26 protein-coding genes are annotated in these 26,315 nt (G+C 69.5%); 15 read left to right on the top strand and 11 right to left on the bottom strand.

Annotated elements, in window-relative coordinates; all coding sequences use genetic code 11:
* Window positions 1-185: 185 nt before the first annotated feature.
* Together ACSC1W_RS04255 and ACSC1W_RS04250 are read left to right on the top strand one after the other, a co-directional pair.
* Window positions 186-2,693 carry a right-handed parallel beta-helix repeat-containing protein gene (locus ACSC1W_RS04255; RefSeq protein ID WP_435345619.1) on the top strand — a complete coding sequence of 836 codons (2,508 nt, stop codon included), beginning with the start codon at window positions 186-188 and terminating at the stop codon, window positions 2,691-2,693.
* A gap of 212 nt (window positions 2,694-2,905) precedes the next feature.
* On the top strand, window positions 2,906-5,404 hold the full coding sequence (locus tag ACSC1W_RS04250; protein ID WP_435345618.1) for a DNA topoisomerase I: 2,499 nt from the start codon (window positions 2,906-2,908) through the stop codon (window positions 5,402-5,404).
* A gap of 17 nt (window positions 5,405-5,421) precedes the next feature.
* Here ACSC1W_RS04250 and ACSC1W_RS04245 read toward each other — a convergent pair whose 3' ends face one another.
* A complete protein-coding gene (locus tag ACSC1W_RS04245) occupies window positions 5,422-6,084 on the bottom strand; it encodes a hypothetical protein (RefSeq protein ID WP_435345617.1) in 663 nt (220 codons plus the stop codon).
* A gap of 172 nt (window positions 6,085-6,256) precedes the next feature.
* Here ACSC1W_RS04245 and dcd point away from each other — a divergent pair, with 172 nt between their 5' ends.
* The 5 genes from dcd to ACSC1W_RS04220 are packed head-to-tail and all read left to right on the top strand — an operon-like array spanning window position 6,257 to window position 10,612.
* A complete protein-coding gene (dcd, locus tag ACSC1W_RS04240) occupies window positions 6,257-6,850 on the top strand; it encodes a dCTP deaminase (protein WP_435345616.1) in 594 nt (197 codons plus the stop codon).
* On the top strand, window positions 6,847-7,743 hold the full coding sequence (locus ACSC1W_RS04235; protein ID WP_435345615.1) for a thiamine-phosphate synthase family protein: 897 nt from the start codon (window positions 6,847-6,849) through the stop codon (window positions 7,741-7,743). Before dcd ends, ACSC1W_RS04235 begins: the two co-directional genes overlap by 4 nt.
* The gene (locus ACSC1W_RS04230) at window positions 7,740-8,441 is read left to right on the top strand and encodes a class I SAM-dependent methyltransferase (protein WP_435345614.1); all 702 of its coding nucleotides are present in this window, start codon (window positions 7,740-7,742) and stop codon (window positions 8,439-8,441) included. Before ACSC1W_RS04235 ends, ACSC1W_RS04230 begins: the two co-directional genes overlap by 4 nt.
* A 59-nt stretch (window positions 8,442-8,500) precedes the next feature.
* The gene (locus ACSC1W_RS04225; protein WP_435345613.1) at window positions 8,501-10,018 is read left to right on the top strand and encodes a SagB family peptide dehydrogenase; all 1,518 of its coding nucleotides are present in this window, start codon (window positions 8,501-8,503) and stop codon (window positions 10,016-10,018) included.
* A gap of 45 nt (window positions 10,019-10,063) precedes the next feature.
* Window positions 10,064-10,612, top strand: a complete 549-nt coding sequence (locus ACSC1W_RS04220) for a hypothetical protein (RefSeq protein WP_435345612.1) — start codon at window positions 10,064-10,066, stop codon at window positions 10,610-10,612.
* A gap of 39 nt (window positions 10,613-10,651) precedes the next feature.
* Here the strand turns inward: ACSC1W_RS04220 and ACSC1W_RS04215 are convergent, their stop codons facing one another.
* The 10 genes from ACSC1W_RS04215 to ACSC1W_RS04170 all read right to left on the bottom strand — a co-directional run bounded on the left by ACSC1W_RS04215 (window position 10,652) and on the right by ACSC1W_RS04170 (window position 19,486).
* Window positions 10,652-11,584, bottom strand: coding sequence for a sulfide-dependent adenosine diphosphate thiazole synthase (locus tag ACSC1W_RS04215; RefSeq protein WP_435345611.1), 933 nt, complete (start codon window positions 11,582-11,584; stop codon window positions 10,652-10,654).
* Window positions 11,585-11,665: 81 nt separating this feature from the next.
* Window positions 11,666-12,256 carry a DUF6517 family protein gene (locus ACSC1W_RS04210; RefSeq protein ID WP_435345610.1) on the bottom strand — a complete coding sequence of 197 codons (591 nt, stop codon included), beginning with the start codon at window positions 12,254-12,256 and terminating at the stop codon, window positions 11,666-11,668.
* A 1-nt stretch (window position 12,257) separates the two neighbouring features.
* A complete protein-coding gene (locus ACSC1W_RS04205) occupies window positions 12,258-13,034 on the bottom strand; it encodes a hypothetical protein (protein WP_435345609.1) in 777 nt (258 codons plus the stop codon).
* Window positions 13,035-13,157: 123 nt separating this feature from the next.
* Entirely contained in the window at window positions 13,158-13,910 is a 753-nt protein-coding gene (locus tag ACSC1W_RS04200) for a 4-phosphopantoate--beta-alanine ligase (RefSeq protein ID WP_435345608.1), read from the bottom strand.
* 64 nt (window positions 13,911-13,974) lie between these two features.
* The gene (locus ACSC1W_RS04195) at window positions 13,975-15,333 is read right to left on the bottom strand and encodes an outer membrane protein assembly factor BamB family protein (RefSeq protein WP_435345607.1); all 1,359 of its coding nucleotides are present in this window, start codon (window positions 15,331-15,333) and stop codon (window positions 13,975-13,977) included.
* Window positions 15,334-15,383: 50 nt separating this feature from the next.
* Window positions 15,384-16,214, bottom strand: coding sequence for a pantoate kinase (locus ACSC1W_RS04190; protein WP_435345606.1), 831 nt, complete (start codon window positions 16,212-16,214; stop codon window positions 15,384-15,386).
* A gap of 39 nt (window positions 16,215-16,253) precedes the next feature.
* The gene (locus ACSC1W_RS04185) at window positions 16,254-16,463 is read right to left on the bottom strand and encodes a hypothetical protein (RefSeq protein WP_435345605.1); all 210 of its coding nucleotides are present in this window, start codon (window positions 16,461-16,463) and stop codon (window positions 16,254-16,256) included.
* Between the two features lie 261 nt (window positions 16,464-16,724).
* Window positions 16,725-18,029 carry an aspartate--tRNA(Asn) ligase gene (aspS, locus tag ACSC1W_RS04180; RefSeq protein ID WP_435345604.1) on the bottom strand — a complete coding sequence of 435 codons (1,305 nt, stop codon included), beginning with the start codon at window positions 18,027-18,029 and terminating at the stop codon, window positions 16,725-16,727.
* A 150-nt stretch (window positions 18,030-18,179) separates the two neighbouring features.
* Window positions 18,180-18,608: a MaoC/PaaZ C-terminal domain-containing protein gene (locus ACSC1W_RS04175; protein WP_435345603.1), complete on the bottom strand. Its 429-nt coding sequence runs from the start codon at window positions 18,606-18,608 to the stop codon at window positions 18,180-18,182.
* 176 nt (window positions 18,609-18,784) lie between these two features.
* A complete protein-coding gene (locus ACSC1W_RS04170) occupies window positions 18,785-19,486 on the bottom strand; it encodes a phosphoglycerol geranylgeranyltransferase (protein WP_435345602.1) in 702 nt (233 codons plus the stop codon).
* Window positions 19,487-19,574: 88 nt separating this feature from the next.
* Between ACSC1W_RS04170 and ACSC1W_RS04165 the strand changes: the two genes are divergently transcribed.
* The 8 genes from ACSC1W_RS04165 to ACSC1W_RS04130 all read left to right on the top strand — a co-directional run bounded on the left by ACSC1W_RS04165 (window position 19,575) and on the right by ACSC1W_RS04130 (window position 26,311).
* A complete protein-coding gene (locus tag ACSC1W_RS04165; protein WP_435345601.1) occupies window positions 19,575-22,118 on the top strand; it encodes an Eco57I restriction-modification methylase domain-containing protein in 2,544 nt (847 codons plus the stop codon).
* A 151-nt stretch (window positions 22,119-22,269) separates the two neighbouring features.
* Window positions 22,270-22,608: a peptidyl-tRNA hydrolase Pth2 gene (pth2, locus tag ACSC1W_RS04160; protein ID WP_435345600.1), complete on the top strand. Its 339-nt coding sequence runs from the start codon at window positions 22,270-22,272 to the stop codon at window positions 22,606-22,608.
* Between the two features lie 5 nt (window positions 22,609-22,613).
* Window positions 22,614-23,936 carry a tRNA pseudouridine(13) synthase TruD gene (gene truD, locus ACSC1W_RS04155; RefSeq protein WP_435345599.1) on the top strand — a complete coding sequence of 441 codons (1,323 nt, stop codon included), beginning with the start codon at window positions 22,614-22,616 and terminating at the stop codon, window positions 23,934-23,936.
* A gap of 188 nt (window positions 23,937-24,124) precedes the next feature.
* Window positions 24,125-24,844, top strand: a complete 720-nt coding sequence (locus ACSC1W_RS04150; RefSeq protein ID WP_435345598.1) for a DUF2103 domain-containing protein — start codon at window positions 24,125-24,127, stop codon at window positions 24,842-24,844.
* Window positions 24,845-24,924: 80 nt separating this feature from the next.
* Window positions 24,925-25,197 carry an eL43 family ribosomal protein gene (locus ACSC1W_RS04145; protein ID WP_435345597.1) on the top strand — a complete coding sequence of 91 codons (273 nt, stop codon included), beginning with the start codon at window positions 24,925-24,927 and terminating at the stop codon, window positions 25,195-25,197.
* Complete coding sequence (locus ACSC1W_RS04140) at window positions 25,194-25,328, top strand: DNA-directed RNA polymerase subunit P (protein WP_435345596.1); 135 nt, start codon at window positions 25,194-25,196, stop codon at window positions 25,326-25,328. The genes ACSC1W_RS04145 and ACSC1W_RS04140 overlap by 4 nt, the downstream gene beginning before the upstream one ends.
* Before the next feature lie 7 nt (window positions 25,329-25,335).
* Window positions 25,336-25,593 (top strand): KEOPS complex subunit Pcc1, encoded by a 258-nt coding sequence (locus tag ACSC1W_RS04135; protein ID WP_435345595.1) that lies wholly within the window; start codon window positions 25,336-25,338, stop codon window positions 25,591-25,593.
* Window positions 25,594-25,933: 340 nt separating this feature from the next.
* Window positions 25,934-26,311, top strand: a complete 378-nt coding sequence (locus tag ACSC1W_RS04130; RefSeq protein ID WP_435345594.1) for a prefoldin subunit beta — start codon at window positions 25,934-25,936, stop codon at window positions 26,309-26,311.
* The last annotated feature ends 4 nt before the right edge of the window (window positions 26,312-26,315 follow it).

The raw sequence follows: 26,315 nt of genomic DNA, 5'->3' as shown, positions 1-26,315 counted from the left end.
ACGCCGAGCTGTGGACCGGACCGTGACGCCGGTCGCCGATGGCGACGACCCCGTGGCGGTGCCCCTCGTCGACGCGGTTCAGTCGGGCGAGTAGATGGGTCGTACCGCCGGAAGAGGCCGGGTCGGCAGGCGCAGACACAAACACTGCCTTACCGGCCACGTCTCGGAGAAGGCACCGTCAAACAATGTGTCCGACAGCCCTGGCCGACGCCATGCAACCGGACTCTCTCTCTGGCGGGTCTCCCGACGGACCGATGCCCCTCTCGACGACGACGGTCGCCGCGGCCGTGTTCACCGGTATCGCGGTTATCGCCGTCGTCACGGTCGGACTGTCGGCGCTCGGCCCGTCGCCGTTCGGGTCGACACCGAGCGACCCCGGCGACGACGCCGTCGCACCGGTCGACCCAGGCATCGACGCGCCGGTGGCACCCGCCACCACGGACGACGGGAACGCGATGGACGACGGTGCCGACGACACGGACCGCACGACGACCGACGACGGTGGGGTAGTAATCGTGACGAACACCGAGACGTCCACGCCGACGTCGGTCCCGACCACCAGCGACACTCCAACTCCGACACCTACGCCGACGGCTACGAGCCCGCCGACAGCTACCCCGACGGACACTCCAACGCCGACGGCCACCTCCACCCCGACGACGACCGAAACGACGACGACGACAACCACGACGACCACGACTACCACGACGACGACCGACACCCAGACCGAGACCACGACGACCGACACCCAGACCGAGACCACGACGACCGACACCCAGACCGAGACCACGACGACCGACACCCAGACCGAGACCACGACGACCGACACCCAGACCGAGACCGACACCCAGACGGAAACGGCCACCCAGACGGAGACCGACACCGTCTCCGGACCCGCCACGACGCTGACCCGTACGACCACGACGATAACAGAAACCGCGACCGAGACGCTGACTGCGACGGGGAACACCATCACCGACACCGCGACCGACACCGTGACCACCGTCAGCGAAACCACGACTACCATCACCGACACCGCGACACAGACGGCGACCGACACCGTGACCACCGTCAGCGAAACCACGACCACCGTCACCGACACCGCAACTGAGACGCTGACCGATGCCGCGACGACCGTCACCGACACCGCGACGAGGACGCTGGCGGACGCGACGACGACAGTAACCGATACCGCGACGGCCACCGCAACCGCGTCCATCACCGGGTCGACCCTGTCGGGGACGGACGTGAACGTCGGGACGGCGACGACGACGAACGTCACGCCGTTGCGCGCCGCTGTACTCCCCGCGACAGACCCGGGCGCACCGGTCAACCGGGCCGCCACGGTCGACTCCTGTACGACCCTCGATTCCGCCGGGACGTACACGCTCACGCGAGACCTCCGGGACGTGCAGGGCGACGTCTGCATCGAGGTCGTCGCCGACGGCGTCACCCTGGACGGAAACGGCCACGTCGTCGACGGCGTCGACGCCACCAACAGCGACGGGGTGCGGGTCGAGAACGCGGCGAACGTCACCGTCCGGAACGTCGTCGTGACCGACTGGGGCGACGGCGTCTCGCTCCGGGGTGGGACGAACGCGACCGTCGCCGACGTGACCGCGCGAGGGAACCGGATGGGTATCGTCGCCGGGTCTCGCTCCCGCGAGGCAGAGGTCCGCGAATCGAACGCGGCCGGGAACGACGCCGACGGCGTGTACGTCGTCGACGCGAACCGCGTCCTGGTCACGGACGTGGTGGCCCGGGACAACGGCCGCCACGGCATCAACGTCGGCGAATTCAGCTCGGGGACCTCGGTCCAGTCCAGCGAATCGGTCGGCAACGCCGAGGACGGCGTCCACCTGCTCGAATCCGCCTTTCTATCGGTCTCGGACACCCGGACCGCGGACAACGGCCGTGACGGCATCTGGGTACTCGAAGGCGGTCGGTACAGCCTGACCGGCAACGAGATACGGGGCAACGCCCGGCACGGGCTCTTCGTGCGCGAGACGAACCACGTCACGCTGGCCGACAGCGAGGTCCGCGAGAACAGCGGCGACGGCGTCCACTGGCTCTCGGCGTTCGGACCCAACGACGACGCCGAGCACGTCCTGCGGAACACGACCATCGCGGACAACGAGGGGGCCGGACTGCGGTCCATCGACGCGAACGCGGGCACCGTCCGGGAGAACGACTTCGACGACAACGGCGTCGGCGTCGTCCTCAACCGGTCCGACAGGACCGAGGTACGCACCAACCGTATCGGCGAGAACTTCGGGCACGGCGTCCTCGTCGCTGACTCCGAAGATGTCCGCATCGTCGACAACGAGATACCGAGGAACCAGGACGACGGCGTCGCCCTCAGGGGAGCGGACGGGAGTCGCGTCCTCGGAAACACCATCGTCGGGAGCGCCGACGACGGCGTCGACGTCGCGGGCGGCACGGACAACCGCATCGAACGAGGGACGATGGCGGACAACGACGGCGACGGCGTCTACGTCCGCGACCGGGCGGACGGAACCATCGTCAGGGACGTCGAATCGCGGAACAACGGCGACGACGGCGTCCACGTCCGCGACAGCACGGGGACGGTGCTCGTCGACGTGACCGCCTGCGGGAACGACGGCGACCAGGTCGTCGTCGAGACGTCGACCGGGACGGTCCGCCAGAACGTCGACGAATCCGAGACCTGTTGACCGGGAGCCGACTCCCCCGGTCCGGTCGTCCGAGAGTCGACGCCCGACCCGCCGTCAGAGGGTAGTCGTTCACGCCCGCTCGCGCCCGGCGCGCGCGAGCGCTCGTGTGCCCGCACACCCGCGCTGTCTGTCGGTTTCTCGCCGAAACGTTTAGGAACGCACTCGACCTATCAGTCGACAATGACCGAGCGACCTGTCGTCCGGGGTGAAGGATGGAACTGATAGTGACCGAGAAGGACAACGCCGCCAGACGCATCGCCGACATACTCAGCGGTGGCTCCGCCTCCGCCGAGCGAGAGAACGGCGTGAACGTCTACAGGTGGGGTGGCAAGCGATGCGTGGGGCTGTCCGGCCACGTCGTCGGCGTGGACTTCCCGCCCGAGTACAACGACTGGCGCGACGTCGAACCGCACGAACTCATCGACGCCGAGATACAGAAGAAGCCGACGAAAGAGAACATCGTGGCGACGCTCCGACTGCTCGCTCGGCGGGCCGACCGCGTCACCATCGCGACCGACTTCGACCGCGAGGGCGAACTCATCGGGAAGGAAGCCTACGAGATCGTCCGCGAGGTCAACGACGACGTGCCGATAGACCGCGTCCGGTACTCCTCCATCACCGAACGCGAGGTGACGGAGGCGTTCGCCGACCCCGACGAACTCGACTTCGACCTCGCGGCCGCCGGCGAGGCCAGGCAGGTCATCGACCTCGTCTGGGGGGCGGCGCTGACGCGCTTCCTCTCGCTGTCGGCCCGCCAACTCGGCGAGGACTTCATCTCGGTCGGTCGGGTCCAGTCGCCGACGCTGAAACTGATAGTCGACCGCGAGCGCGAGATAGAGGCGTTCGACCCCGAGGACTACTGGGAACTGTTCGCCGACCTGAAGCCCGCCGACGAGGACGCCTCGTTCGAGGCGCAGTACTTCTACCTCGACGAGGACGACAACGAGGCCGAGCGCGTCTGGGACGAGGACGTCGCCGACGCCGTCTACGAGTCGCTCTCGACGGCCGCGAGCGCGACGGTCACGGACGTCGACCGTCGCACCCGGACCGACAGTCCGCCCGCACCGTTCAACACGACCCAGTTCATCCGGGCGGCCGGGTCGCTGGGCTACTCGGCGAAGCGGGCGATGAGCATCGCGGAGGACCTCTACACCGCCGGCTACATCACCTACCCCCGGACCGACAACACGGTCTACCCCGACGACCTGAACGAGGAGGACCTCCTCGACGAGTTCGTCGGCCACTCGGAACTCGGCGAGAGCGCCGAGGAACTGCTCGAACTCGACGACATCGAACCCACCCGTGGCGACGAGGAGACGACCGACCACCCGCCCATCCACCCGACGGGCGAGATTCCGGTCCGCGGGAGCGACGTGAACGACGACGAGTGGGAGGTGTACGAACTCGTCGTCAGGCGCTTCTACGCCACGGTCGCCGAAGCCGCGAAGTGGGAACACCTCAAGGTCGTCGCCGAGGTTGGCGACCACCGGCTGAAGGCGAACGGGAAGCGCCTCGTGAAACCCGGCTACCACGACGTCTACCCCTACTACAGCACCAACGAGAGCTACGTCCCCGACGTGACCGTCGACCAGGAACTGGCCATCGAGGAGGTGCGCCTCGAGGACAAGCAGACCCAGCCACCCCGTCGCTACGGCCAGTCGCGGCTCATCGAGACGATGGAGAAGATGGGCATCGGGACGAAGGCGACCCGCCACGAGACCATCGAGAAGCTCTACGACAGGGGCTACATCGAGAACGACCCGCCGCGACCCACTGCGCTCGCGGAGGCCGTCGTCGAGGCGGCCGAGACGTTCGCCGACCGCATCGTCAGCGAGGAGATGACGGCGCAACTCGAGGCCGACATGGACCGCATCGCGAAGGGCGAGGTCAGCTACGACGAGGTGACCGACGAGTCCCGCGAGATGCTCGACGCGGTCTTCGAGGAGCTACGGGAGTCCGGCGACGATATCGGCGACCACCTCCAGAAGAGCCTCAAGGCCGACAAGCGCGTCGGACCCTGCCCCGAGTGCGGCGACGACCTGCTCGTCCGGCGCTCCCGGCGCGGGTCGTACTTCATCGGCTGCAACGGCTACCCGGACTGCGAGTACACGCTCCCGCTTCCGTCGACCGGCAAACCGCTCATCACCGACACGGTCTGTGAGAAACACGACATGCACGAGGTGAAGATGCTCGCCGGGCGCCAGACGTTCGTCCACGGCTGTCCGCGGTGCAAGGCCGAGGAGGCCGGCGAGGGCCCGGGCATCGGCCCGTGCCCCGACTGCGGCGAGGAACACGGCGGCGAACTGGCGGTCAAGACGCTCCGGAACGGGTCGCGGCTGGTCGGTTGCAAACGCTATCCCGACTGCGACTACTCGGTCCCGCTCCCCCGGCGCGGGACCATCGAGGTGCAGGACGAGGTCTGTGACGAACACGGCGTCCACGAACTCCACGTCACCTACGACGACGAGGACCGCGAACCGTGGGAACTCGGCTGCCCCATCTGCAACTACCGGGAGTACCAGGAGCGCGAGAGCGAGTCGGGCACCGACCTCGAATCCCTCGACGGCATCGGTTCGAAGACCGCAGAGAAGCTGAAGGCGGCGGGCATCGAGAGCGTCGACGACCTGAAGGAGGCCGACCCCGAGACGGTGGCCGGCGACGTACAGGGCGTCAGCGCCGACCGGGTTCGGGGCTGGCAGGCGAAGGCGTAGGCGACGTCACGCTCGTCTCAGTTCCGGGTTCGGGTCGCAACCCGCCGGAACGGACGCGTGAGTCGACGCGGTATCCAGACCGCGAACCGGACGACCGGGTCCAGTTTTCCCCACCGTGGCGGGACGGTGCTGTACCGGTCGCCATCGCGTGTGACCTTCCCCGTCTCCTCGAGGAACGTCAGCGCGTCCCCGACCCGGCCCTCGGTGAGTTCGAGGGCCGACGCGAGTTCCGGGGCCGAAACCGGCCCGTCCGCCGACTCGACCTGCCGGTAGACCACCTGGAGCGTCCCCATCCGACGCATCGCCTCGGCGGAGTCGTCGTCGATGCCGGACAGGAACGCGGGGCGCTCGCGAGGTGAGTCGTACCGCATCCTGGTCGCGCCGTCGGCGACGAACCAGACGCCGGCGACGACGAGCACCACACCGACCTGGACCGGTTGGCCGACGATGGGCATCGTGATGCCGACGGCCACGGCGAGTCCGCCGTAGAACAGCCAGTTCGACCCGTCCGGGAGGTCGTAGACGTCTTCGGCGAGGTTCCAGGCCGTCGTTCCCAGGAACGCCAGCGCGAGTGGGAGGACCGACCGTGCCGTCACGTCGGTCAAGACGACGAGACCGGCGACCAGGGCGACGGACAAGGGGACCGTCAGGAACGCAGAGGTGTCGCTGGAGGAGACCATGGTCGAACGGACGGGGAGAAGGACCGTATCCCTTTTGCTGTCGAGCGCCCGACAACAGGGGCGAACGTGACGGTACCCCGCCCCTGCATCGAGGACCCGCGAGAGACCCCGGGCAGTCGACGGCAACCGTCAATCGAGAAGATTTACCCCCTGGGCGGTGGACGAACCAGGTATGATACTATCGGACGCGGACATCCTCCGGCGGCTCGAGGCGGGCGACCTCGTCGTCGAACCCCTCGAGGACGTCGACCTGCAGGTCCAGCCGGCCAGCGTCGACCTGCGCCTCGGGCGTGAGTTCCTGGAGTTCCAGCACACGAACATCCCCTGCATCCACCCGGACGCCGAGAACGAGGTCGACGAGTACGTCAGCGAGACGGTCGTCGACCCCGACGAGGAGTTCATCCTCCACCCCGGCGACTTCGTGCTCGGGACCACGGAAGAGCGCGTCGAGATTCCGGCCGACCTCATCGCACACGTCGAGGGGCGGTCCTCGCTCGGGAGACTCGCCGTCGTCGTCCACGCCACGGCCGGGCTCTGCGACCCGGGCTACCGGGGCCAGATAACGCTCGAACTGTCGAACCTGGGGAGCGCGCCGGTCGCGCTGACGCCGGGCATGCGCATCTCCCAGTTGACCTTCACCGAACTCAAGTCGCCCGCAGACCGTCCGTACGGGGCGGAACGCGGCTCGAAGTACCAGGACCAGACCGGGCCGCAGGCGTCGAAGATACAGGGGGACCAGGAGTTCGGCGGGGCCCAGAAACGATGAGATTCGTCGAGGAGATCGTCGTCGAGGAGTTCCTCCCGACGTTCCGGTCGATGCTGGCCGAGGACCTGCGCGAGCGTGGATTCACCCAGAGCGAGGTGGCCGAGGCGCTCGGCATCAGCCAGTCGGCGGTGTCGAAGTACGCCCACGGCGAGGTGACCCGCCGCCAGGAGTTCGTCGAGGACGAACGCGTCCAGGAACTTGTCGCCCGCATCGGCGAGGGACTGGCCGAGGGGACGATGCACCCCGTACAGGGCCTCGTCGAGACCGAGGTGCTCGTCCGGCGACTCGAACGCGGCGACCTGCTGGCGACCATCCACCGCGAGCAGATGCCCGAACTCGCCGAGTACGGGGCCGACTTCACCATCCACGACCCCGAGAGCGAACTCCGGACCGCAGAGCGCGTGCTCTCGTCGCTCCGTCGCGGCCTCCGCGTGCTGGAGAACACCAGCGGGTTCGCAGCGCTCATCCCGAACGTCGGGTCGAACCTCGTCGCCTGTACGCCCGACGCTGCGACCATCGACGACGTGGCCGGCGTCCCGGGTCGCATCGTCGACGTGAAGGGGCGGGCGACGGTGCCGGCCGAACCGGAGTTCGGCGTCAGCGAGTACGTCGCCTCTGTCCTGCTCGCGGCCCGGGACGCCGGCGCCGACGTCCACGCCGCCGCCAACATCAGGTACGACGAGGACGTCGTCACCGCCCTCGAAGCGATGGGGTACGAGGCGGCTGAGTTCGAGAGCGAGGCCGACCTCCCCGCCGCAGTCGCGGCCGCCGTCGAGGCGACCCCCGACGCGACGGTGCTGTACCAGACCGGCGACGTCGGCGTCGAACCGATCGTCTACGTCCTCGGAGACGACCCGGTCGCGGTGGCCGAGACCATCCGTGAACTGACGTGACCGACGCGACCACCGTACCGGCACCGTCGGACGCCAGCGACGCGGCGAGAGCCTTCTACGCCCGATGGGCCGGCCTGTACGACGTACTGGCGACCTACGTCCCGGGCGTCGGGGCGATACGCGACCGCGCCACGACCGCGCTCGACCTCGACCGCGGCGACACCGTCGTCGAGATGGGGTGTGGTACCGGCGCGAACCTCCCCTACTTGCGCGAACGCGTCGGCCCCGAGGGGACCGTCGTGGGCGTCGACTACACCAGAGGGATGCTCGACCGGGCGGAGCGACTGGTCGAGCGCAGGGGCTGGGAGAACGTCCACCTCGTCCACGGCGACGCGACCCGGCCACCGGTATCGGGTCCCGTCGACGGCGTGCTCGCCACGTTCGTCGTCGGGATGCTCGGGGACCCCGCCGCCGCCGTCGCAGACTGGTGTGACCTCGTCGACACGGGCGGCACCGTCGTCCTCGTCGACGCCGCACTGTCGGATCGACCCGTCGCCCGACCCGTGAACGCGCTCTTTCGCGGGTTGACCGTGCTGTCGACTCCCCCGACGCTGAAGGTCCGGTACGACCCGTCACCCCACGACCTGCTCCGGGAGCGCGTGGAGACTGCACGCGAGACGCTGGAGGGGCGTGCCCGGGCGACCCACCACGAGGAGCACCTGCTCGGCATCGTCCGCGTGACCGGCGGGCGGGTGTGACGGCCCGGCGACCGCTGCGGCCCCAAAACGATTTTCGACGGCCCGTCGAACCACCGGGCATGGTCGACGCCCGCGACTACCACGACCGGACGAACCACTCCCCCCGGAGCGTCCGCGAGACGGACCACTCGCTCGACTTCGACAACAGGCCGCGCCCGTCGAAGGTGTACGTCGACCTGCCACGGGCGTCCCTCGGTGACGTTGTCGACCCACCGGCGACCCCGGCCCTCTCGGCCATCGCCACCTCGACGGCGGTTCCCGACGCGGTGTCAGACGCCTCGACGGGCGTCGACCTCGCGACGCTCTGTCACTACGCCGCCGGCGTGACGAAGACGCTCTCGGTCCGCGGGGAGTCCGCATCGTTCCGGGCCGCCTCCTGTACGGGGAAACTGTACCACGTCGACCTCTACGCGGTCACGAGTGACCTCCCGGACGCTGACGCCGGTGTCTACCACTACGACCCCGAGACGGACGAGTTCCACGTCCTCCGCCGGGGCGACTACCGGGGCGTCCTCGCCGACGCCAGCGGCGGGCAGTCCGGCGTAACGAACGCCCCCGTGACGCTGGTGGCCACGTCCACGTGGTGGCGAAACGCCTGGAAGTACCGGGAGCGAACCTATCGACACGCGTTCTGGGACTCCGGAACCGTCCTCGCCAACCTGCTCGCGGTGGCGCACGGGTTCGGGTACCGGGCCGAGGTGGTGGCCGGGTTCGCCGACGACGCGGTCGTGGACCTGCTCGGACTCGACCCGACCGACGAGGCACCGCTCGAGCTGGTGGCCGTCGGCGAGGGCGACGCCGTACCGGACGCGCCCGCCGTCGACCCCATCCACCCCGAGACCGAACTCGCCTCGGACCCGGTCGAGTACCCCGTCCTCCACGACGCGTGGCGACAGAGCGCGCTCGTGGACGGACAGGCCGCCCGTGAGTGGCGTGTCGAGTTCGACGACCCGGCCGACGTCGGACGGCACGGACCGGGCGACGGCGAGACCGTCGACCTGGACCCGGTCGACGACGCGACGGCGTCCGCCCGCCCCGTCGGGAACACCATCGACCGGCGCGGGTCGCTCAGGGAGTACAGCCACGAGGCCATCAGCGACCGGAAGTTGGCGACGATACTCGACCGGGCGCTCGGGGGCGTGCCGACCGACTGCGTAGACGGCGGCGACGGCCTGCTCGACTACTACTGTCTCGTCCACGCCGTCGACGGCGTGCCCTCCGGTGCCTACCAGTACCACCCCGACGGACCCCATCTCGAACGGGTGGGCGACACCGGGCGTGGAACCGCCGGTCACCTCGCACTGGAGCAGGCCGTCGTCGGCGACGCCGCCGTGAACGTCTACGCGATGGCCGACGTCGAAGCCGTAGTCGAGCGGTTCGGCAACCGGGGGTACCGACTCGCCCAGCTAGAAGGCGGCATCGCGCTCGGCCGACTCTACCTCGCGACGTACGCCCACCGGGCGCTCGGCGGACGGGGGTTCACCTTCTACGACGGCCTCGTTACCGAGCACCTGTCGCCGCGTGCGTCGAACCAGACACCGATGACGCTGTTCGCGTTCGGGAAGCCCGACCGGTGACGCGGCCGACGCAACACCATTGGTCCACTGACACGTGCTCGGCTCATGATAGCGGTCAATCACGTCTCCCTCGCCCTCGCGCTCGTCGCGCTCGTCGCACTCACCGGCTGTGCCGACGGTGGACTCGGCGGTGGGTTCCCGGACGAGACGTACGCGCCGGGCGAAGCAGTCGGCCTGAAACAGGAGAACACGACCATCGCGGTCGCAGTCGAGGACTACCGGCTGACCGGGGCGTACGACGCCGACGACGGCGCGGGTGGCACCCGGACCGTCACCGCCCCGGACGGGGAGCAGTTCCTCTTCGTGAAGGTCACCGTCGAGAACGTCGGGAGCGTGGACGGGGCGACCCCTGCCGTTGCGGTGCGACCGAAGAACGCCTCGTCGGCGGGCGAGGGGCCGACCCCCACCTGGATGACCGACGACTGGTACCGGAGCGTCCGACCGCTCCCGGCCGGCGAGACGCGGACCGGCTGGGTCCGGGCCACCGTCGCCGGGAACGTCACCGCGGCCGACGCCCGCGTCGCCTTCTCGACGGACGTCCTCGTCACCTCTGGCGAGTACAGGTGGCTGCTCGTGCAGGACGACGAGGAATAGCACGCCCGGCCGAAACGGCCGGGCGGGTTCGGGGAGCGGTCAGTCGTCCGCCGGAACCGCCGACTTCGAGGACAGCGCGACCGGTTCGGCGTCCACGTCCAGTTCGTCGAGGGCGACCTGTGCGGCCTTCTTGCCGGAGACGAGCATGGCGCCGAAGGTCGGCCCCATCCGCGGGAGTCCGTAGGCCGTCGCGACGGCCATCCCGCTGGCGACGAGACCGTCGTGGACGACGCCGGTGTGTTCGACGACCTCGTCCTCGCTCCGGCCGACCCACATCGAGTCGTGCCCCGGCGAGTCGTGCCCCGGTGCGCCGTAGCTCTCGTCGCCCGTCTGGTCCATCACCTGGCCGCGCTCGCGGGCCGCCCTGATGCCCGGCGCGTCGAGCACCCCACGCTCGTCGAGTTTGTTGATTGCCATGGCGTCGTGGCCGGTGGAGTCGACGACGAGGTCGGCCTCGACCGCGACCGGGTCGACGCAGGTTATCTCCCGCGGGAGGGCGTGGACCGGCGTGTAGTTCATCACGATGCCCGAGACCCGGTGGTCCTCGCGGACGACGATGTCCGTGAACTCGGTCATGTTCTGTATCTTCGCGCCGGCGTCGCAGGTCGCCTGGACGAGCGCTGAGCAGGCGTGGGGGCCGTCGGCCACGAAGAGGCCGTCCACGTCGTCGGCCTCGTCGTACGTGACGTCGAGGTCGTCGAGGACCTGCTGGGCGGGGTCGCGTACCGTCACCTTGTTCATCAGGAAGCCGCCGAGCCAGAAGCCACCGCCGAGGTAGTTGTTCTTCTCGACGACCATCACGTCGACGTCGCGCTCGGCGAGTTCCTTCGCGGCCATCAACCCGGACGGCCCGCCGCCGACGACGACGACCTCGGAGTCGGTGAAGTCGAGGAACTCGTCGCCCCAGTCCTGTGCGATCGCACGCGTCACGTCGGCCTCGCCGACGTCGCTGAACGAGTCGAACCCTTGCATACCACCTAGTGATACCACAAGGTAGTTATTAACGCTTGTGATGCGTCGAGCGACCGACAGAGCCCGCAAAACCAGCCGGTATCAGGCCAGCGACCGCAGGATAGCGAGCAATTCGTTCCGGTACGTGCCCGGGTCGGCGACGACGCCCGGAACGACGGCGTCCAGTCCCGACACCGGGTAGGCACCGCCGGCCAGTCGGAAGGTGCCGCCGTCGACCCAGACCGACAGCCAGCCCTCGACCGCCACCTCGCCGTCGACGCCTGCCTCTCGAAGGTCGTACGTCGCGTCGTACTGGGTCAACCGGGCCCGCGCGCCGCCGTTCGTCCGCATCCCGTCGCTCCTGCCGCGCTCGACGTTCCGGAACCCGCGCTCGCGCAGGTCGGCGGCGAACTTGCGTCGGGCCGATGAGACGACCGTCGGGAACACCGATGCGGTGCCGACGCCGGGCGACAGCGGCGGCCTGAACGAGAGACGGGTGGTGAAGACGAACCGCCACGGCTGGTCGAGGGCGCCGTCGGTCGCCTCCCGCACCGCCCGGCGGAGCGGGACGTCCTCGTACAGCGCCGTGTCGCCGCGCACTTCGACCGTCGCCAGTCGGAACACGGTCTCCTCCGTCCGGTCGACCAGTTCCCAGCCGTCCCCCCGGACTTCCTGTGGAAGCGACTGCACCATCTCAGACCACCCGTACCCCGGTTCGCGTGTGGACAGCGAACGAGTCCTCCGCGACCACCGCCCACGAACGCGCCAGCGACCCGCGCTCGAAGACGTGCTCGGGGACCAGCGGCATGGGAACCGGCTCGTAGCCGTGTTCGCGCATCGCCCGGACGGTGCCGAACCGGCCGAGTTCGCTCCCCGACCGGTCGTACACGTGGAACGCCTTGTCGTCGCCGCGCCCGTACGAGAGCGGGAACGCGTCGGCCGGCGGGCACGAGAGCGCGTCCACCTCGCCGAACGTCGCCAGCACCTCGCCGTCGCCGGTCAGCACGACCTCCTTCCGGTCCGACCCGGTGCGACCCTCCCGTTCGGGGTGCTCGGGGTCCTGCTCCCTCCAGACGTACTCGTCCGCCTCGGCCAGCGCGTACCGGCCGTTCGCCAGTGGAATCCGGTCCGGCCCGTCGTAGAACGTCCGACAGCCCACGTCGGTCTCCGCCGCGACGCAGTACGGCGCCGAGAGGACCGACAGCGCGCCCTCAATCGCCCCCTGGTCGGGCACGACGAACAGCGCGTCGCGGCCCTCCGCGAGGACGGACGCGAACCGGGGGACGAGCGCCTCCGGACGTGCCTCCCGTGGACCGAGTCCCTCGACGGCGAGTTCGCGGTCGGAGGGCATCAGACGGTCCGTCGCCGCCGTCGGACTCCCCACGGTCACTGCCCCGGTGGCCCCGAGGTCGTAGCCAGCGCGCTCGACGACTCGTGCGCCGTGGTCGCGGCCGGCCGCGTATCGTGCCATGGTAGCTTCTAGCACTCGGTCGGCATGAACGTTCGCCAGGTCGTGTTTTCCTGCTATCAGTTCCGTCCCGACGAGGGAGCACCCGTGCAGGAGGTCGTTCGGGACGCCATCGCAGTCGTGGCGTCAGTCGAACTCGCCGGACCGGATCGCCTCCTCCGCGTCGGCCAGCGCCCACTCGGCGTCGAACTCCTCGACGATATCGCGGAGTTCGGCCTCCGAGGCCCCCTGTAGCGCCCGGGCGTGTGCCGTGATGTTCGGCAGGGCGCGGACGATGTTGTCGACGATGGGCACGTCGGCGACCCGGGCAGACCGCGACCCTGGGTTGAGGTCGACGACGAGTTCGACCTTGCCCATGGCGGCGAGCGCCTCGGCGCGGTCGCCGTCCTCCAGTGGCACGAGCACCACGTCGGCGTCGTAGATGCCGTCGGCGTCGACCTTGGCGCGTTCGTGCGAGAGGCCGGGTATCCGGGCGTCCCCGGCGAGTCCCTTCACCTCGGTCGCGCCGTGCTCACGGAGGTGGTCCACGATGGCCTGCATGCGTTCCTCGGTCCGGTTGAACAGGTTGACCTCGACGTCCGCGCCGACGACCTCGGCGAGTTCGACGACCTCCCCGGGCGCCAGCGCGGCGACGTTCCCGTTGACCGAGAGCACGGGGTGCTCGGCGAGCAGGAGGTACGCGGCGGCGGCGCGTTCGGCGGCCTCCGCGGAGTCGATGGTTCGCTCGCCGAGCAGGTAGTCGAAGGCCTCACCCCGGCCCTGGGCGATGAGACCCTGTCTGCTGGTGATTCCCATGTCGACGCCGGCCTCGATGCGGTGGCGCGTCAGCAACGACTCGTATCGCGGATGGTCCTCGGGTACGTCGACGTGGTGGCTCATGGCCCGCGGTACGTGTGGGACGAAAAAATAGCTCCGGTCTCCGGGCTGACCGGCACAGACCGGTTCAGGGTCGCGCCGGTAACGCCTGTACGCCACCGGCACCGTCGGCGACGAGCACCCTGTCTCCCATCCCCTCTATCGAGAACGACTGCACGTTCCCGAGGCGTGCCAACAGGTCACCCGACGCGGCGTCGACGGCGTAGACCCGGTACGCGTGCTCTGCGAGTGCCTCGACGACGACCGTCTCCGACGTGGCCGCGGCGGGCCAGGCGTTCCGGTGTGGCGGGTCGAACGTCCACTGGGCGGTCCCGTCGGACGTCCTGTGGGCCGTGACGGCGTCCGCCCGGAGACCCGACCGGGTGTACAGCGTCTCCCGCGACGGCCCCGCGAAGAAGTCCCCGCCGCCGGCGTCGGTCTCCCAGCGAACCGACCCATCCGAGCCGATCGCACCGACGCCCGGGTCGTCGACGTAGAGCACGTCGTCGACGGCGAGGTGGTCGAACACCTCCCGCTCGTGCGACCACTGCTCGCTGCCGTCCGTCGCGATACCGGAGACGCGGGACGCCGCCTCGGCACGCTGGAGCAGGAACCGTCCGCCGTCGGCGACCGCCAGACGGGCCCCGGTGGTCGCCAGCGCTCGCTCCCCGCGCTTCGTCCCGTCGTGGGCGAACGCGAGCAGTCGGTCGTCGGCGACGAGGTAGACGCCGTCGGCGTCGACGGCGGCGGTCGCCTCGGCGGCGGTGACGGTCTCGTCCCAGCGCACCTCGCCGGTGTCTGCGTCTACGGCGAGGACGGTCATCGGGCGAGGCTCCGGTTCGTCGTGGGAGTGTTCCGGTTCGAAGAAGTCCGTCGCCAGCACGAAGACGGTTCCCTCGACCACGCCCTCGACGCCGAGGAGGCGGTCGCGACGGAGGTGCCAGAGACGCTCGCCCGTCCCGCGGTCCATCGCGTGCAGCGTCGTCCACTCGAACTGGTCGGCCCGTCCGTTGACGCTGAACACCGCGTCGTCCGCGACGGTGACGCCCCAGTGGTCGTCGCCCTCGTTGGGCATCGCGTACGAGCGCCCGACGGCCTCGCCCTCGTGTTCGGTCGCCCACAGCGTCGACCCGTCCGCCGGGTCGACCGCGACGGTCGCCGAGGGACCACCGTGTTCGTCGCTCGCGGTCACGTAGGCCACCCCGCCGACGGGGTCGACGCCGAGCGCGTTGCTGTAGTCCCAGCTCCGGTACCACTCGTTCTCCCAGTCCGGCGGGTCGTCGAATCCCTCGTCGGTCGCCATTCCGGGGGTCGGTTCGTCTGTCTGGTCGGTCCCCGTGGACGCGTCGGGGGCGGTCGTCTCGGGTCCGGCGTCGGTGGAGAGGCACCCGGCGAGCGACGACAGCATCGCACCGGTCGCCGCGAGGACCGTCCGGCGGTCGTACATGCCAGTAGAACGTGAGCGGACCGGGATAAGCGTTCAGCAGGCTGAAAGAATCACTTCAGCATCGCGCCCGCCGGGTGCGTCGCACACACCGACGGGTCGTAGCCCGCGTCCGAGAGGCCGGTCCCCAGCGCGAACACCGTCTCGCCGAGCATCGCCATCGACGCCTGTCCCCCCGCCTCCACGACGTCCTCGATGACCTCCGAGACGGCGGGGGTCAGCAACTCGGCCTCGCGGGCGAACCGTCGCGACGCGAAGATGAAACTCGGGAGCGTCGGTTCCTTCACCACCCGCGAGAGCGCCCGTCGCCCGGCCTCGGAGAGCAGGTCCGTGTCGCCCGAGAGCACCTCGACGGTCGAGAGCTGGCCGAGGGTCACGTACTCGACGCGTGCCCGCGCCGGAATCGCGTCGAGGTGGTTGACCTGTGGGCCACCCGGTTCGAGCCGTATCGGGATGCCACCCCTGGCCTGCGCGACGACGTCGCCGAGACCGGTCCCGGCCTGCACCTCGGCCCCGTGGGCGATGGTCACGAGTTCGTTCGCTGAGAGTTTGCGGTCGAACACGCGGTTCGTCGCCAGCGCCGTCCCGAGCGCCATCGCCCCCGAGACGCCGAACCCGGACCCGAGCGGGAGGTCGGTCTCGGCCTCGACGGCGGCCGACGCGTCGAGTGCGCGCAGTACCCGTTCGACGGCCTCCACGTCGACGCGCTCCCCGTTCAGCGACAGCGACGGTTCGCCGGCCGGCCGGACAGAGACGGTCACGCCGTCGGTGAGCGTGAGTCCCGCGCCGGTCGAACCGGCCTTCGTCGGGTCGTCCTCGTCCGGATGTGCGCTGAAGAAACCGGTGACGTGTCCCGGCACGAACGCCCGCGCCTCCTCGGTCATGCAACACCCTCGGCGGCGGGTGCCTTAATCCGTTTTCATCTACGGCCAGCTCGCGTCGGCCCCGGCGGGACTGCCGAGCGCGAGGTAGGCCAGCAGCCCGGGCGGACCGGTGACGAAGACGGCGAGACTCCACCCGACGGCGACGTGACCACCGTTCGCGCGGGCGTCGTACCACACCCACGCGGCGACACAGGCCCAGGCCGACGCGACGAGTATCGCCAGCCCGGACAGGAGGGCCATTCCAGACATGCGTGCACTCTCGACTCCGGTCGAATAAGTAAGTTTGGCAACCGGTTCGTCCCGGTCGTGTCGGTCGGTCCGGGACGACGAGAGAACGCGGCGGTGCAGGCTCGAACCGGGGCGACCCGGAATCGGCGGGTCCGTCCGCGGTGACTCGCTCTGGCGACAGTCGCAGCGTCGCCTACGGCGACAGCCGCTGCCGGTCGCGCGGGAACTCGCTCGCAAATCCAAAAGTTGCTCGCTGCTCCCCCGCCACACTCGCGGCGTCGCCTACGGCGACAGCCGCTGCCGGTCGCGCGGGAACAGGACCGCCTCCCGGATGTTGTCCAGTCCGAGCATCGTCATGACGAGTCGTTCGGCACCGAGGCCCCACCCGGCGTGCGGGGGCATCCCGTACTTGAACATCTTCGTGTAGTAGTCGAAGTCGTCGGGGTTCAGGCCCTGCTGCTCGAAGCCGGCGACGAGTTCCTCGTAGCGGTGCTCGCGCTGGCCGCCGGAGACGAGTTCCATGCGCGGGTGCATGAGGTCGAAGCCGGTCGACGTCTCGGGGTCGTCGTCGTGGTCCTTGATGTAGAACGGCTTTATCTCGCTGGGCCAGTCGGTGATGAAGTAGTGCTCCCCGACCTCGTCGCCGAGGACGCGTTCGGCCTCGGTCGAGAGGTCGTCGCCGTAGACGAGCATCTCGTCGAGTTCGCCGGTCGCGTTGATGCGGTCGAGGGCCTCCTCGTAGGTGAGACGCGGGAAGTCGCCGCCGGGGGCCTCGAACTCGTCCACGAGGTCGAGGTGTTCGAGTTGCTCCTCGCAGTTCTCGACGACGGCCTCGTAGGCGGCCGTGACGATGCCCTCGACGACGTCCATCGCGTCCGAGTGGTCGTGGAACGCGCCCTCGAAGTCGATGGAGGTCGCCTCGTTGAGGTGTCGCGGCGTGTTGTGCTCCTCGGCGCGGAAGATGGGGCCGATCTCGAAGACCTTCTCCAGGCCGGAACCGGCCATCAACTGCTTGAACAGCTGGGGCGACTGGTTCATGAACGCCTCCTCGCCGAAGTAGGAGACGGGGAACAGTTCGGTGCCGCCCTCGGTCCCCGTGGCGACTATCTTGGGCGTGTTTATCTCGGTGCAGCCGATGGTGCGGAACTCCTCGCGCACCGCCCGCAGGACCTCGGAGCGAATCTCGAAGATGGCCTTGACGTCGGGCTTGCGGAGGTCGAGCGTGCGGTTGTCCAGTCGCGTCGGCAGTTCGGCGTCGACCTTGCCCGAGGGGTCGAGTGGGAGTTCGGGGTCGGCCGGTGCGATTGTCTCGAAGGACTCCGGCGTCACCTCGACGCCGGTCGGCGCGCGCGGTTCCTCCTCGACGTCGCCGGTGACGCTGACGACGCTCTCGCGGGAGACGCCGAGGCCGGCCTCGACGAGGTCCTCGTCCATCTCGTCCTTCTCGAACTTGACCTGAATCTTGCCCGTCTTGTCCCGGAGGATGAGGAACGCGATCCCCCCGAGGTCACGAATCTCGTGGACCCAGCCGGCGACGGTCACGTGGTCGCCCGGCTCGGCATCCGCGGTGTACGTTCGGTTCTCCATACCTCCGGTTTCCGGAGGGGCCGCCTTAAACACCGTCTTTTCCGTCGGACGCCGGGGCTCAGAACCCGCCCCGGCACAGTGTGAACGCCCCGGCCCAAAAGATATCGGCTTGCCGACACCAGGTCGGTCGGTTCCGGGTCCGCAGGACGGTCAGCGAAGGAGTGCCAGCAGCTCGCACGAGAGCACGACGGTCCCGTCCCCCGTCTTCACCTCGGCTTCCTCGCGGACGACGCCGGCCGCCTCGGGGTGGTCACGCGCCTCCTTCTCTACGACCTCGGTCTCGACGTGAACCGTGTCGCCGACGAACGTCGGCGCACGGAACCGCAGGCGGTCGACCCCGTAGAACGCGACGACGTCCTCGTTCTCCCGGTCCTGCCACAGCAACCCGGTCATCATCGAGAACACCAGCGCGCCGTGGGCGATGCGCTCGCCGAAGTCGGAGTTCGCCATCCGTTCGGCGTCGGTGTGGAGGTAGTTGAAGTCGCCGCTTACTCCGGCGAAGTTGACGATGTCCGCCTCCGTGACGGTCCGGGCAGACGTGGAGCGTTCGTCTCCGACGGCGGTGTCGTCGAAGCTCATGCGTCACCCGGCAACCGGTCGCTCGGCCGCCCGACGGTCGAGGCCGGGCACGAGGTGAATCCGTGGTTGCCAGGGGACGACCGGTGCGTCTCGGAACGGTCGACTGGATCGGTCTGCATTGCCGACTCTCGGGTGAGAATATCCTTAACTCCAGTGGCGGGATGAGACGGACCGAGTCAGGCGTCGTTCGCGCCCGCGACCGTCTCGGCGACGGCGTCGACGCCCTCGTCGTGGACGAGGTCACCGACGACCACGACGTCCGCGTGTTCGCCCATCTGCCGCGCCGTCTCGTAGTCGTGGATGCCGCCGCCGTAGAACAGCGTCGCCTCCTCCAGTGCGTCGCTCGCTGCCCGGACCGTCTCCGGGTCGCCCAGGGTGCCCGAGTACTCGACGTAGACGATCTCCTGTCCGAACATCTTCTCGGCCACCTCGGCGTAGGCCGCGACGTCGTCGGCGCTGAGGTCGCAGTCCGCCTCGGTGTACTCCGCGACGCTCGCCTCGGGGTTCATCACGATGTAGGCTTCCGTGGTCGTGCGGTCCCAGTCGAGGCCCCCGTCGATGCGGACCCACTCCTTGTGTGCGCCGGTGACCCAGAAGATGTCGCCGGCGTTGAACACGGTGGGGACGAGGTAGCCGTCGAGTGCGTCGCTGTCGACGACGACGCTCGGGTTCGACGGTTCCTGGTAGATGGGCACGTCGTGTGCGGCACACGCCTCGATGACCTCGCGCATCTTCTCCTCGGTCATCCCCAGTGTCCCGCCGATCTCGATGGCGTCGGTGCCGGTCGCACACACGTCTTCGAACGTCTCGCCCTCGACCAGGTCCTTGTCCGGGTCGAGTTTGAGGACGTGGTTCCAGTCCGCCCACGGAGCGCTCATACCCGGTCGAACCCTACCGGCGACTAAAACCCCTTCGATACCCGCACCCCGAGATTCTTGTCCGTCCGCGACCATGTCGAGTGAAGGGATGGTTCCCTCCGACCCGCACGCCCACGCCCTCTCGCCGGACGTCACCGCCGCCCGTCGCCTCCTGACGGAGGACGCCGACACGGCAGACCCCGAGGCGACGGTCCTCCGACTGTTCGTCCTCCGGGTCGCCGACGCCCGTGACCGCCTCGACCACCCCGTCGAGTGGTCCACGACGGCCGGCCTCGCCGACCGCGTCGCGACCGCCTGGGCCACGATAACCGACCGGGTTCCGGTCGCGACCCTCCCGGCCGACGACTGGCCGGCAGACGCCTCGCTCGCGGCGGCGGTCGGCCAGCTCGAGACCGTCGGGGACACCGGCGTCGCGCGGTCGTTCGAGACGCTCGACCCCCGGCACGTCGGGACGGTGTACGAGGCGATGCTCGCAGAGGACCGGAAGCCGTCGGGGGCGTACTACACGCCGTTCCCCGTCGTTCGGTACGTCGTCGAGACGACGGTCGACCCGTTGCTCGACGCCGTCGAGACAGGAGAGCGACCGGTGACCGACCTCGCCGTCCTCGACCCGGCGACCGGGTGTGGGCGGTTCCTCGTCGACACAGTCCTCGTCTGTCGGGACCGACTCGCGGGCACTACCCAGACCGTCTCCGGGACGCTCACCGACGCCCTCGTCTCGAACTGCCTCTACGGGGTCGACCTCGACGCACGGGCGCTCGACCTGACGACGCTCGTCACCTGGCTGACTACCGGGGCGTCGGCCGACGCGCTCGCCTCCCTGCACGACCACCTCCACGAGGGAGACGCCCTCGTCGGCCGCGCCAGCGTCGACGACTCGCCCGTCTGTGACCCCCCGACCGACGGACCGGCGGTCGACTGGCCCGAGGCATTCCCCGAGATACGGGGCGAAGACCGACGGTTCGACGCCGCCGTCGGGAACCCACCGTACGTAAGGAGTCGGTCGATTCCCGACGACCGGAAGGCGGACTATCGCGAGTCCTATGCGACGGCCGTCGGCGCGTTCGACCTGTACGTCCCGTTCCTCGAACGGACGTCGACGCTGGCCGACCGGATCGGCGTGGTCGTCCCGAACAAGTGGACGACGACCCGCTACGGGCGACCGCTCCGTGACCGCCTGCTCGACGACCACCGTGTCGCGGAACTGGTCGACCTCTCCTCGCTCGACGTGTTCGACGACGCCGCAGTCTACCCCCTCGTCCTCCGGTTCCAGGCGAACGCCGGGCCGACCGACGAACTCACCGTCACCCACCCGCGGAAGGCGGCCGACATCGACGACGCCCCCCACGCGGCGCTCCCCCGCGACGTGGTGGACGGACTCGGCGACCGGGTCATCCCGACCGACGTCGACGCCGATGCCGCCGGCTTCGTTGCGCGACTCGCGGCGACCGGGTCCCGTCTCGGCGACCACGCGACGGCCACAGAGGGTATCCACACCGGGAACGTCCGCGAGAAACTCGTGGTCGACGAACCGACGCCCGACGCCGTCCCCGTCGTCGGCGGCGACAGCGTAGAGCCCTACCTCGTGGACTGGGACGGCCGGTACGTCCGGACGGACCCCGAACTCGTCGACGAGGCCGCCGGCGAGTACGCCGACCTGCGCGAACCGTCGCTGTTCGCGGGGCCGAAACTGCTCGCCCCCGACGTGGCCCGCTGGCCGACCGTCGCCTACGACACCGAGGGACGCCACGCGCTGAACACCCTGTACGTCGTCCGCCCGCGCGAGGAGACGCCCTACGGGGTCTGGCACCTGCTCGGCCTGCTGAACTCGACTCTGGTCCGATGGTACTTCACGCAGGTGTACGGGGGTACGCACGTCAGTGGCGGCTACCTCCGGTGTAAACCGATGTTCCTGCTCGAACTCCCCGTCCCGCCGTCGCCGGACCCGGCAGACCTCGACCGTCTCGCGCGGGCCGCCAGGACTGCACGCGACGCACGTGCCGACCGCGACGCGCTCGAACCCGACCTCTCGCCGTCGTTCGAGGACCCGGACGGCGCGACGCTGGCCGACCACGGGGCGACCGTCGTCGCCGACGGGCCACTCACGGCGACCACGGAGGAGTACCCGAACCTCCGACTCGGCGACGTGGCGGTCGAGCAGCACGACGGCGTCGTCGAACTCAGGGCGACCGCACGCTACAAGCCCGACGGCGAGCCCGCGGCCCCCGTGGAAGACGGCGGTTCGAGTTCCGCGAGCGAGCGCGAGCGCGACCGCTGGGGCTACGTCGAGACGCCCGCCGCTCCCGCCCTCCGGCTCGAGTGCGGCGACCGCCTCGCCGGCCTCGTGGCCGCGTTCGTCCCCGAGGTGGTCGAGCGCGACGACGGCACCGCGGGGTTCCGGTGTCGGGCCGCGAAGTCCATCGCGCCGGTCGACCGACTGCGTTCCATCCGCCTCCCCGACCCCGACGCTGTCGCCGACGAACTCGACGACTATCGCCGCGCGAGGGACTGTGCCGCCAGACTGGACGAGACCATCGAGGCGACCGACCGGCGCATCGACGAGGTCGTCGCCGACCTGTACGGTGCGACGGACGCCGACCGGACGCTCCTCGACGCGTGGACGGGCGGCTGACCCCGGACTGGCAGCACCCTCGACGTCGGCCGGAGACGGACGGCCGTCACCGACCCCCTGCTCGTGAGTCAAGGCCGGTTCGAGGGCGGCCGGTCGAGCGGTCGACCGGTGGATAGCCACCGTTTTACTGGGCCCGGCCGTCAGACCGACCATGAAGCAGGCCATCGTCGCCCGGACCGACATCGGGATGGGAGAGGGGAAGCTGGCCGCACAGGTCGCACACGCGTCGCTCAGCGCGTACGAGGACGCAGACTCCCGGACCCGGAAGGCGTGGAAGGGCTCCGGGCAGAAGAAGGTCGTCCTGAAGGCCAGCGGCGAATCGGAGTTGTTCGAACTCGCGGACAGGGCCGAGCGGGAAGGGTTGCCCCACGCCATCGTCCGCGACGCGGGCCACACGCAACTCGACCCCGGGACGGTGACCGCACTGGCCGTCGGCCCCGGCGACGACGACCTCGTCGACCGGGTGACCGGCGACCTCTCGCTCTTCTGAGGCCGATGCGCGACGCACATCCTCGCGAGCAGGCGGTCGGGATGACCTACTACGTGAGCGACGCCGACGGCGTGGGCGGACGACTCCGCGACCGGAACGAGGACTTCCGGGTGATCGAGCGGGAGCACTTCGACGCCGAACCGGTCGACGCGCCGACCGGCGACTACCCGTATCTCGTCGTGCGCGCGACGCTCCGGGGCTGGGACACCAACGACTTCGCGAGGCGACTCTCGAACGAACTCGGCATCAGTCGTGGCCGAATCTCCTGGGCCGGGACGAAGGACAAACGCGCCGTCTCGACCCAGCTGTTCACCCTTCAGGACGTCGACCCGGAGGCGCTACCGTCGCTCTCGCGGGCGGACCTCGAGGTCGTCGGCCGGGCCGGTCGCGCCCTCCAGTTCGGCGACCTGCTGGGCAACGACTTCGAGATAACCGTCGCCGACCCCACGAACCCGGATTCGACCGGGTCGATAACCGACCAGCTGCGCGAGTTCGGCGCTGGCTCGGTCTCCGTCCCGAACTTCTTCGGCCAGCAGCGGTTCGGGAGCACGCGACCGGTGACCCACGAGGTCGGTCTCGACATCGTCCGGGGGAACTGGGAGGATGCGGTGCTCACCTACGTGGGCAACCCGCACGAGGACGAACCCGACGGGACCCGCGAGGCGCGCACGATGGTCGAGGAGACCCACGACTGGGCGGCGGCACTCGACGAGTTCCCGCGACGGCTCCGCTACGAGCGGTCGATGCTCCACGCGCTGGTCGAGAACGGCGGCGAGGACGCCGCTGACTTCCGGGAGGCGCTGGAGGTGCTCCCGGAGAACCTCCAGTCGCTGTTCGTCCACGCGGCCCAGTCGTACGCGTTCAACCTGCTGCTGAGCAGGCGCCTCGAACGCGGCCTCCCGTTCACGCGACCGGTCGAGGGCGACGTCGTCTGTTTCGCCGACGCCGACGCGCCGGCCGACCTCTCGTTCCCGGACGTGGACCGCGAACAGCGCGTGACCGAGCGCCGCGTGGACACCATCGCGCGCCACTGCGAGCGCGGACGGGCGTTCGTGACGGCACCGCTGGTCGGGACGGAGACGGAACTGGCCGACGGCGAGCAGGGCGAGATCGAACGGTCCGTGCTCGATGACCTCGGCCTCGAACCCGGGGACTTCGACCTGCCGGGCGAGTTCTACAGTGCGGGGACCAGGCGCGCTGTGCTCGTCCGGGCGAACCTGACCGTCGACTCCGACCCGCTGACGTTCTCCTTCTCGCTCCCGAAAGGGTCGTACGCGACCGTCGTCCTGCGGGAGTACCTCAAGGTGGACCCGCTGGAGATGGGCTGACAGGCGACGCGCTGGCCGACCGAAAGGCATTCCGCTCGCGGACCGCCGCCGTCGCACACCCGCTGTACGGCCCGCGTCGAGTCGTCAGGTCACGCCGACGCTGTGCCCGTCATCGTACGTGAACCCTGGGCCGTCGGTCTGCTCCGGGAACCGCACGGCTTTAGGTCGACAACTGGCTAGAACGCGGCATGCAATGTCGGCGGTGTGCGACGGCGCTCGAACGGCCGGGAGATTACTGTCTCACCTGCCACACCAGCAACGCCGACGCCGTCGTCGTGGACTGCGCTCGCGAACGGGCGACCGTCACCGTGCTCGACGGCGAGGAGGTGGTCGGCGAGACGACGGTGACGACGGTGCCCGACGACGGCGAGGAGACGGCCGTCGTCGAACTCCGGAACTTCGCGGGTCGCGTCGCCGACGAGGTGCGACGGAAGCGGCCGGAGACCGTGTACGCGGCGGGCGACCGCGCGGTCGTCCGCGAGGCGCGGGCGCAGTTGCACCACGAGTTCTATCGCGTCGACGACGAGGACCCCGTGAGCGCCGTCCTCGACGGGTTCGGCGAGGACGCACTGGAGGTGGTCGACGTGGCCCCGCGCGAGAAGATCGGTGGCTCGCACTCGACGCTCATCGGCGGCCGGACCGGCCAGTCCGCCATCCGGACCGTCGCCGAGCACCCACACGTGAAGAAAGTCGTCCCCGGGCCGATCGAGGCAGGCGGGTCGAGTTCCCAGGCGAGCGTCGGCGCGAAGGTGACCCGTGCGGACGGCAACGGCAACGTCAGGATGCTCATCCGCGACGGGTCGAGCGTCCAGGAGAACCGCATCGTCACGACCGCCGGCGACCGTGAGATGGGCGAACGCGTCCGCGAGGACCTGAACGAGGCGCTGGCGACGGCCGAACTGCAGTAGCACGTCGGTCGGTTCGTGCCGGTCGGACCGGAACCGAACTCAACAGGTTTATTTGCGGCCTGACGGTAGAGACGGGTATCATGGCCAAGAAGAAGGGAAAGACCGGCAGTGCCGGTCGCTTCGGCGCTCGCTACGGTCGCGTCTCTCGACGTCGCGTCGCGGAGATCGAAGACGAGATGCGCAACTCCACGGTCGACGGTGACGACGTGACGCGCGTCGGCACCGGCATCTGGAAGAACGAGGAGACTGGCGAGAAGTTCACCGGTGGCACCTTCCGCGCGCAGACGCCCGCCGGTCGCACCGTCCGTCGGTCCATCCGGGCCGCACTGTCCGAAGAAGAAGACGACGAATGAGTTACAAGTGCTCGCGGTGCAAGCGCGACGTGACGCTGGACGAGTACGGCGGCGTCCGCTGTCCGTACTGCGGCCACCGCGTGCTGCTCAAGGAACGTAGCACGGACATCAAGGAAGTCGACGTGCAGTAACGGGCCCATGCCCGCCCACGAGACCGTTCTCGAGTTCGAGTACGACAGCGACGCCACGGCGACGGTCGTCGCCGACAGCGTCCGTCAGGAGGTCGGCGAGATAGCCAGCGACCGCTCCGAGACCCGGCTCGCTCGCGACGGTCGCACCCTCGTCGTGACGGTCGGGGCGTCCGACCTCGTGGCGCTGCGGGCGGGCGTCAACACGTGGATTCGCCTCGTCGCGGTCGCCGAACGGGTGCACGAGCTGGCGTCCGGCCGCGAGTGATGGCCGGCCGCGAGTGATGGCCGGTGGCTCGCACGTCGACGGGCCACCGCGACGCCCGACCGCAGACCGCCACGCATGACCACCGCACCACACCCTCCCCAGCCGACTCCGTTCCTCGGCTCACTCCGTTCGCCTGCGGTACTCGTCCCTCGCACGATGTCGGCTCGCGGCCGTCGGCACGCTCGCCAGCGCGCGCCCCGGTGGGAGAACGAGAACGCGTACCGAATACGAGAACGCGTACCGAATACGAGAACGCGTGCCGGGGCCGACTTCGGCCGGGCCGGACGCTGCCCGTCGTCGAAAGCGGGGGTTTTTCAGGGCGGAAACCTTCCAGCCGAGTATGCAAGGAAATCTGCCGCCGGAGGCACAGGAGAAGATCGAGGAACTGCAGGACCTTCAGGAGACGGCACAGCAGGTCGCCATCCAGAAGCAGGAGGCAGAGTCCCAGCTCACCGAGGCACAGACCGCGCTCGACGAACTCGACGACATCGACGAGGACACCCAGATGTACCGCGAGGTCGGCGAACTGTTCGTCGCGACCGACTACGCCGAGGCCGAGGAGGCCCTCGACGAGAAGGTCTCCAGCCTCGAGATCCGCGTCGAGACGCTCGAGAAGCAGGAAGAGCGCGTCCAGCAGCAGTTCGAGTCGCTCCAGGAGGAACTCCAGCAGATGCTCGGCGGCATGGGTGGCGGCATGGGCGGTGCAGGCGGCGCGTAATCGG

Source organism: Haloarchaeobius marinus (assembly GCF_051207415.1).
Lineage (GTDB): Archaea > Halobacteriota > Halobacteria > Halobacteriales > Natrialbaceae > Haloarchaeobius.
This window is presented reverse-complemented; position numbering and strand designations above follow the sequence as displayed.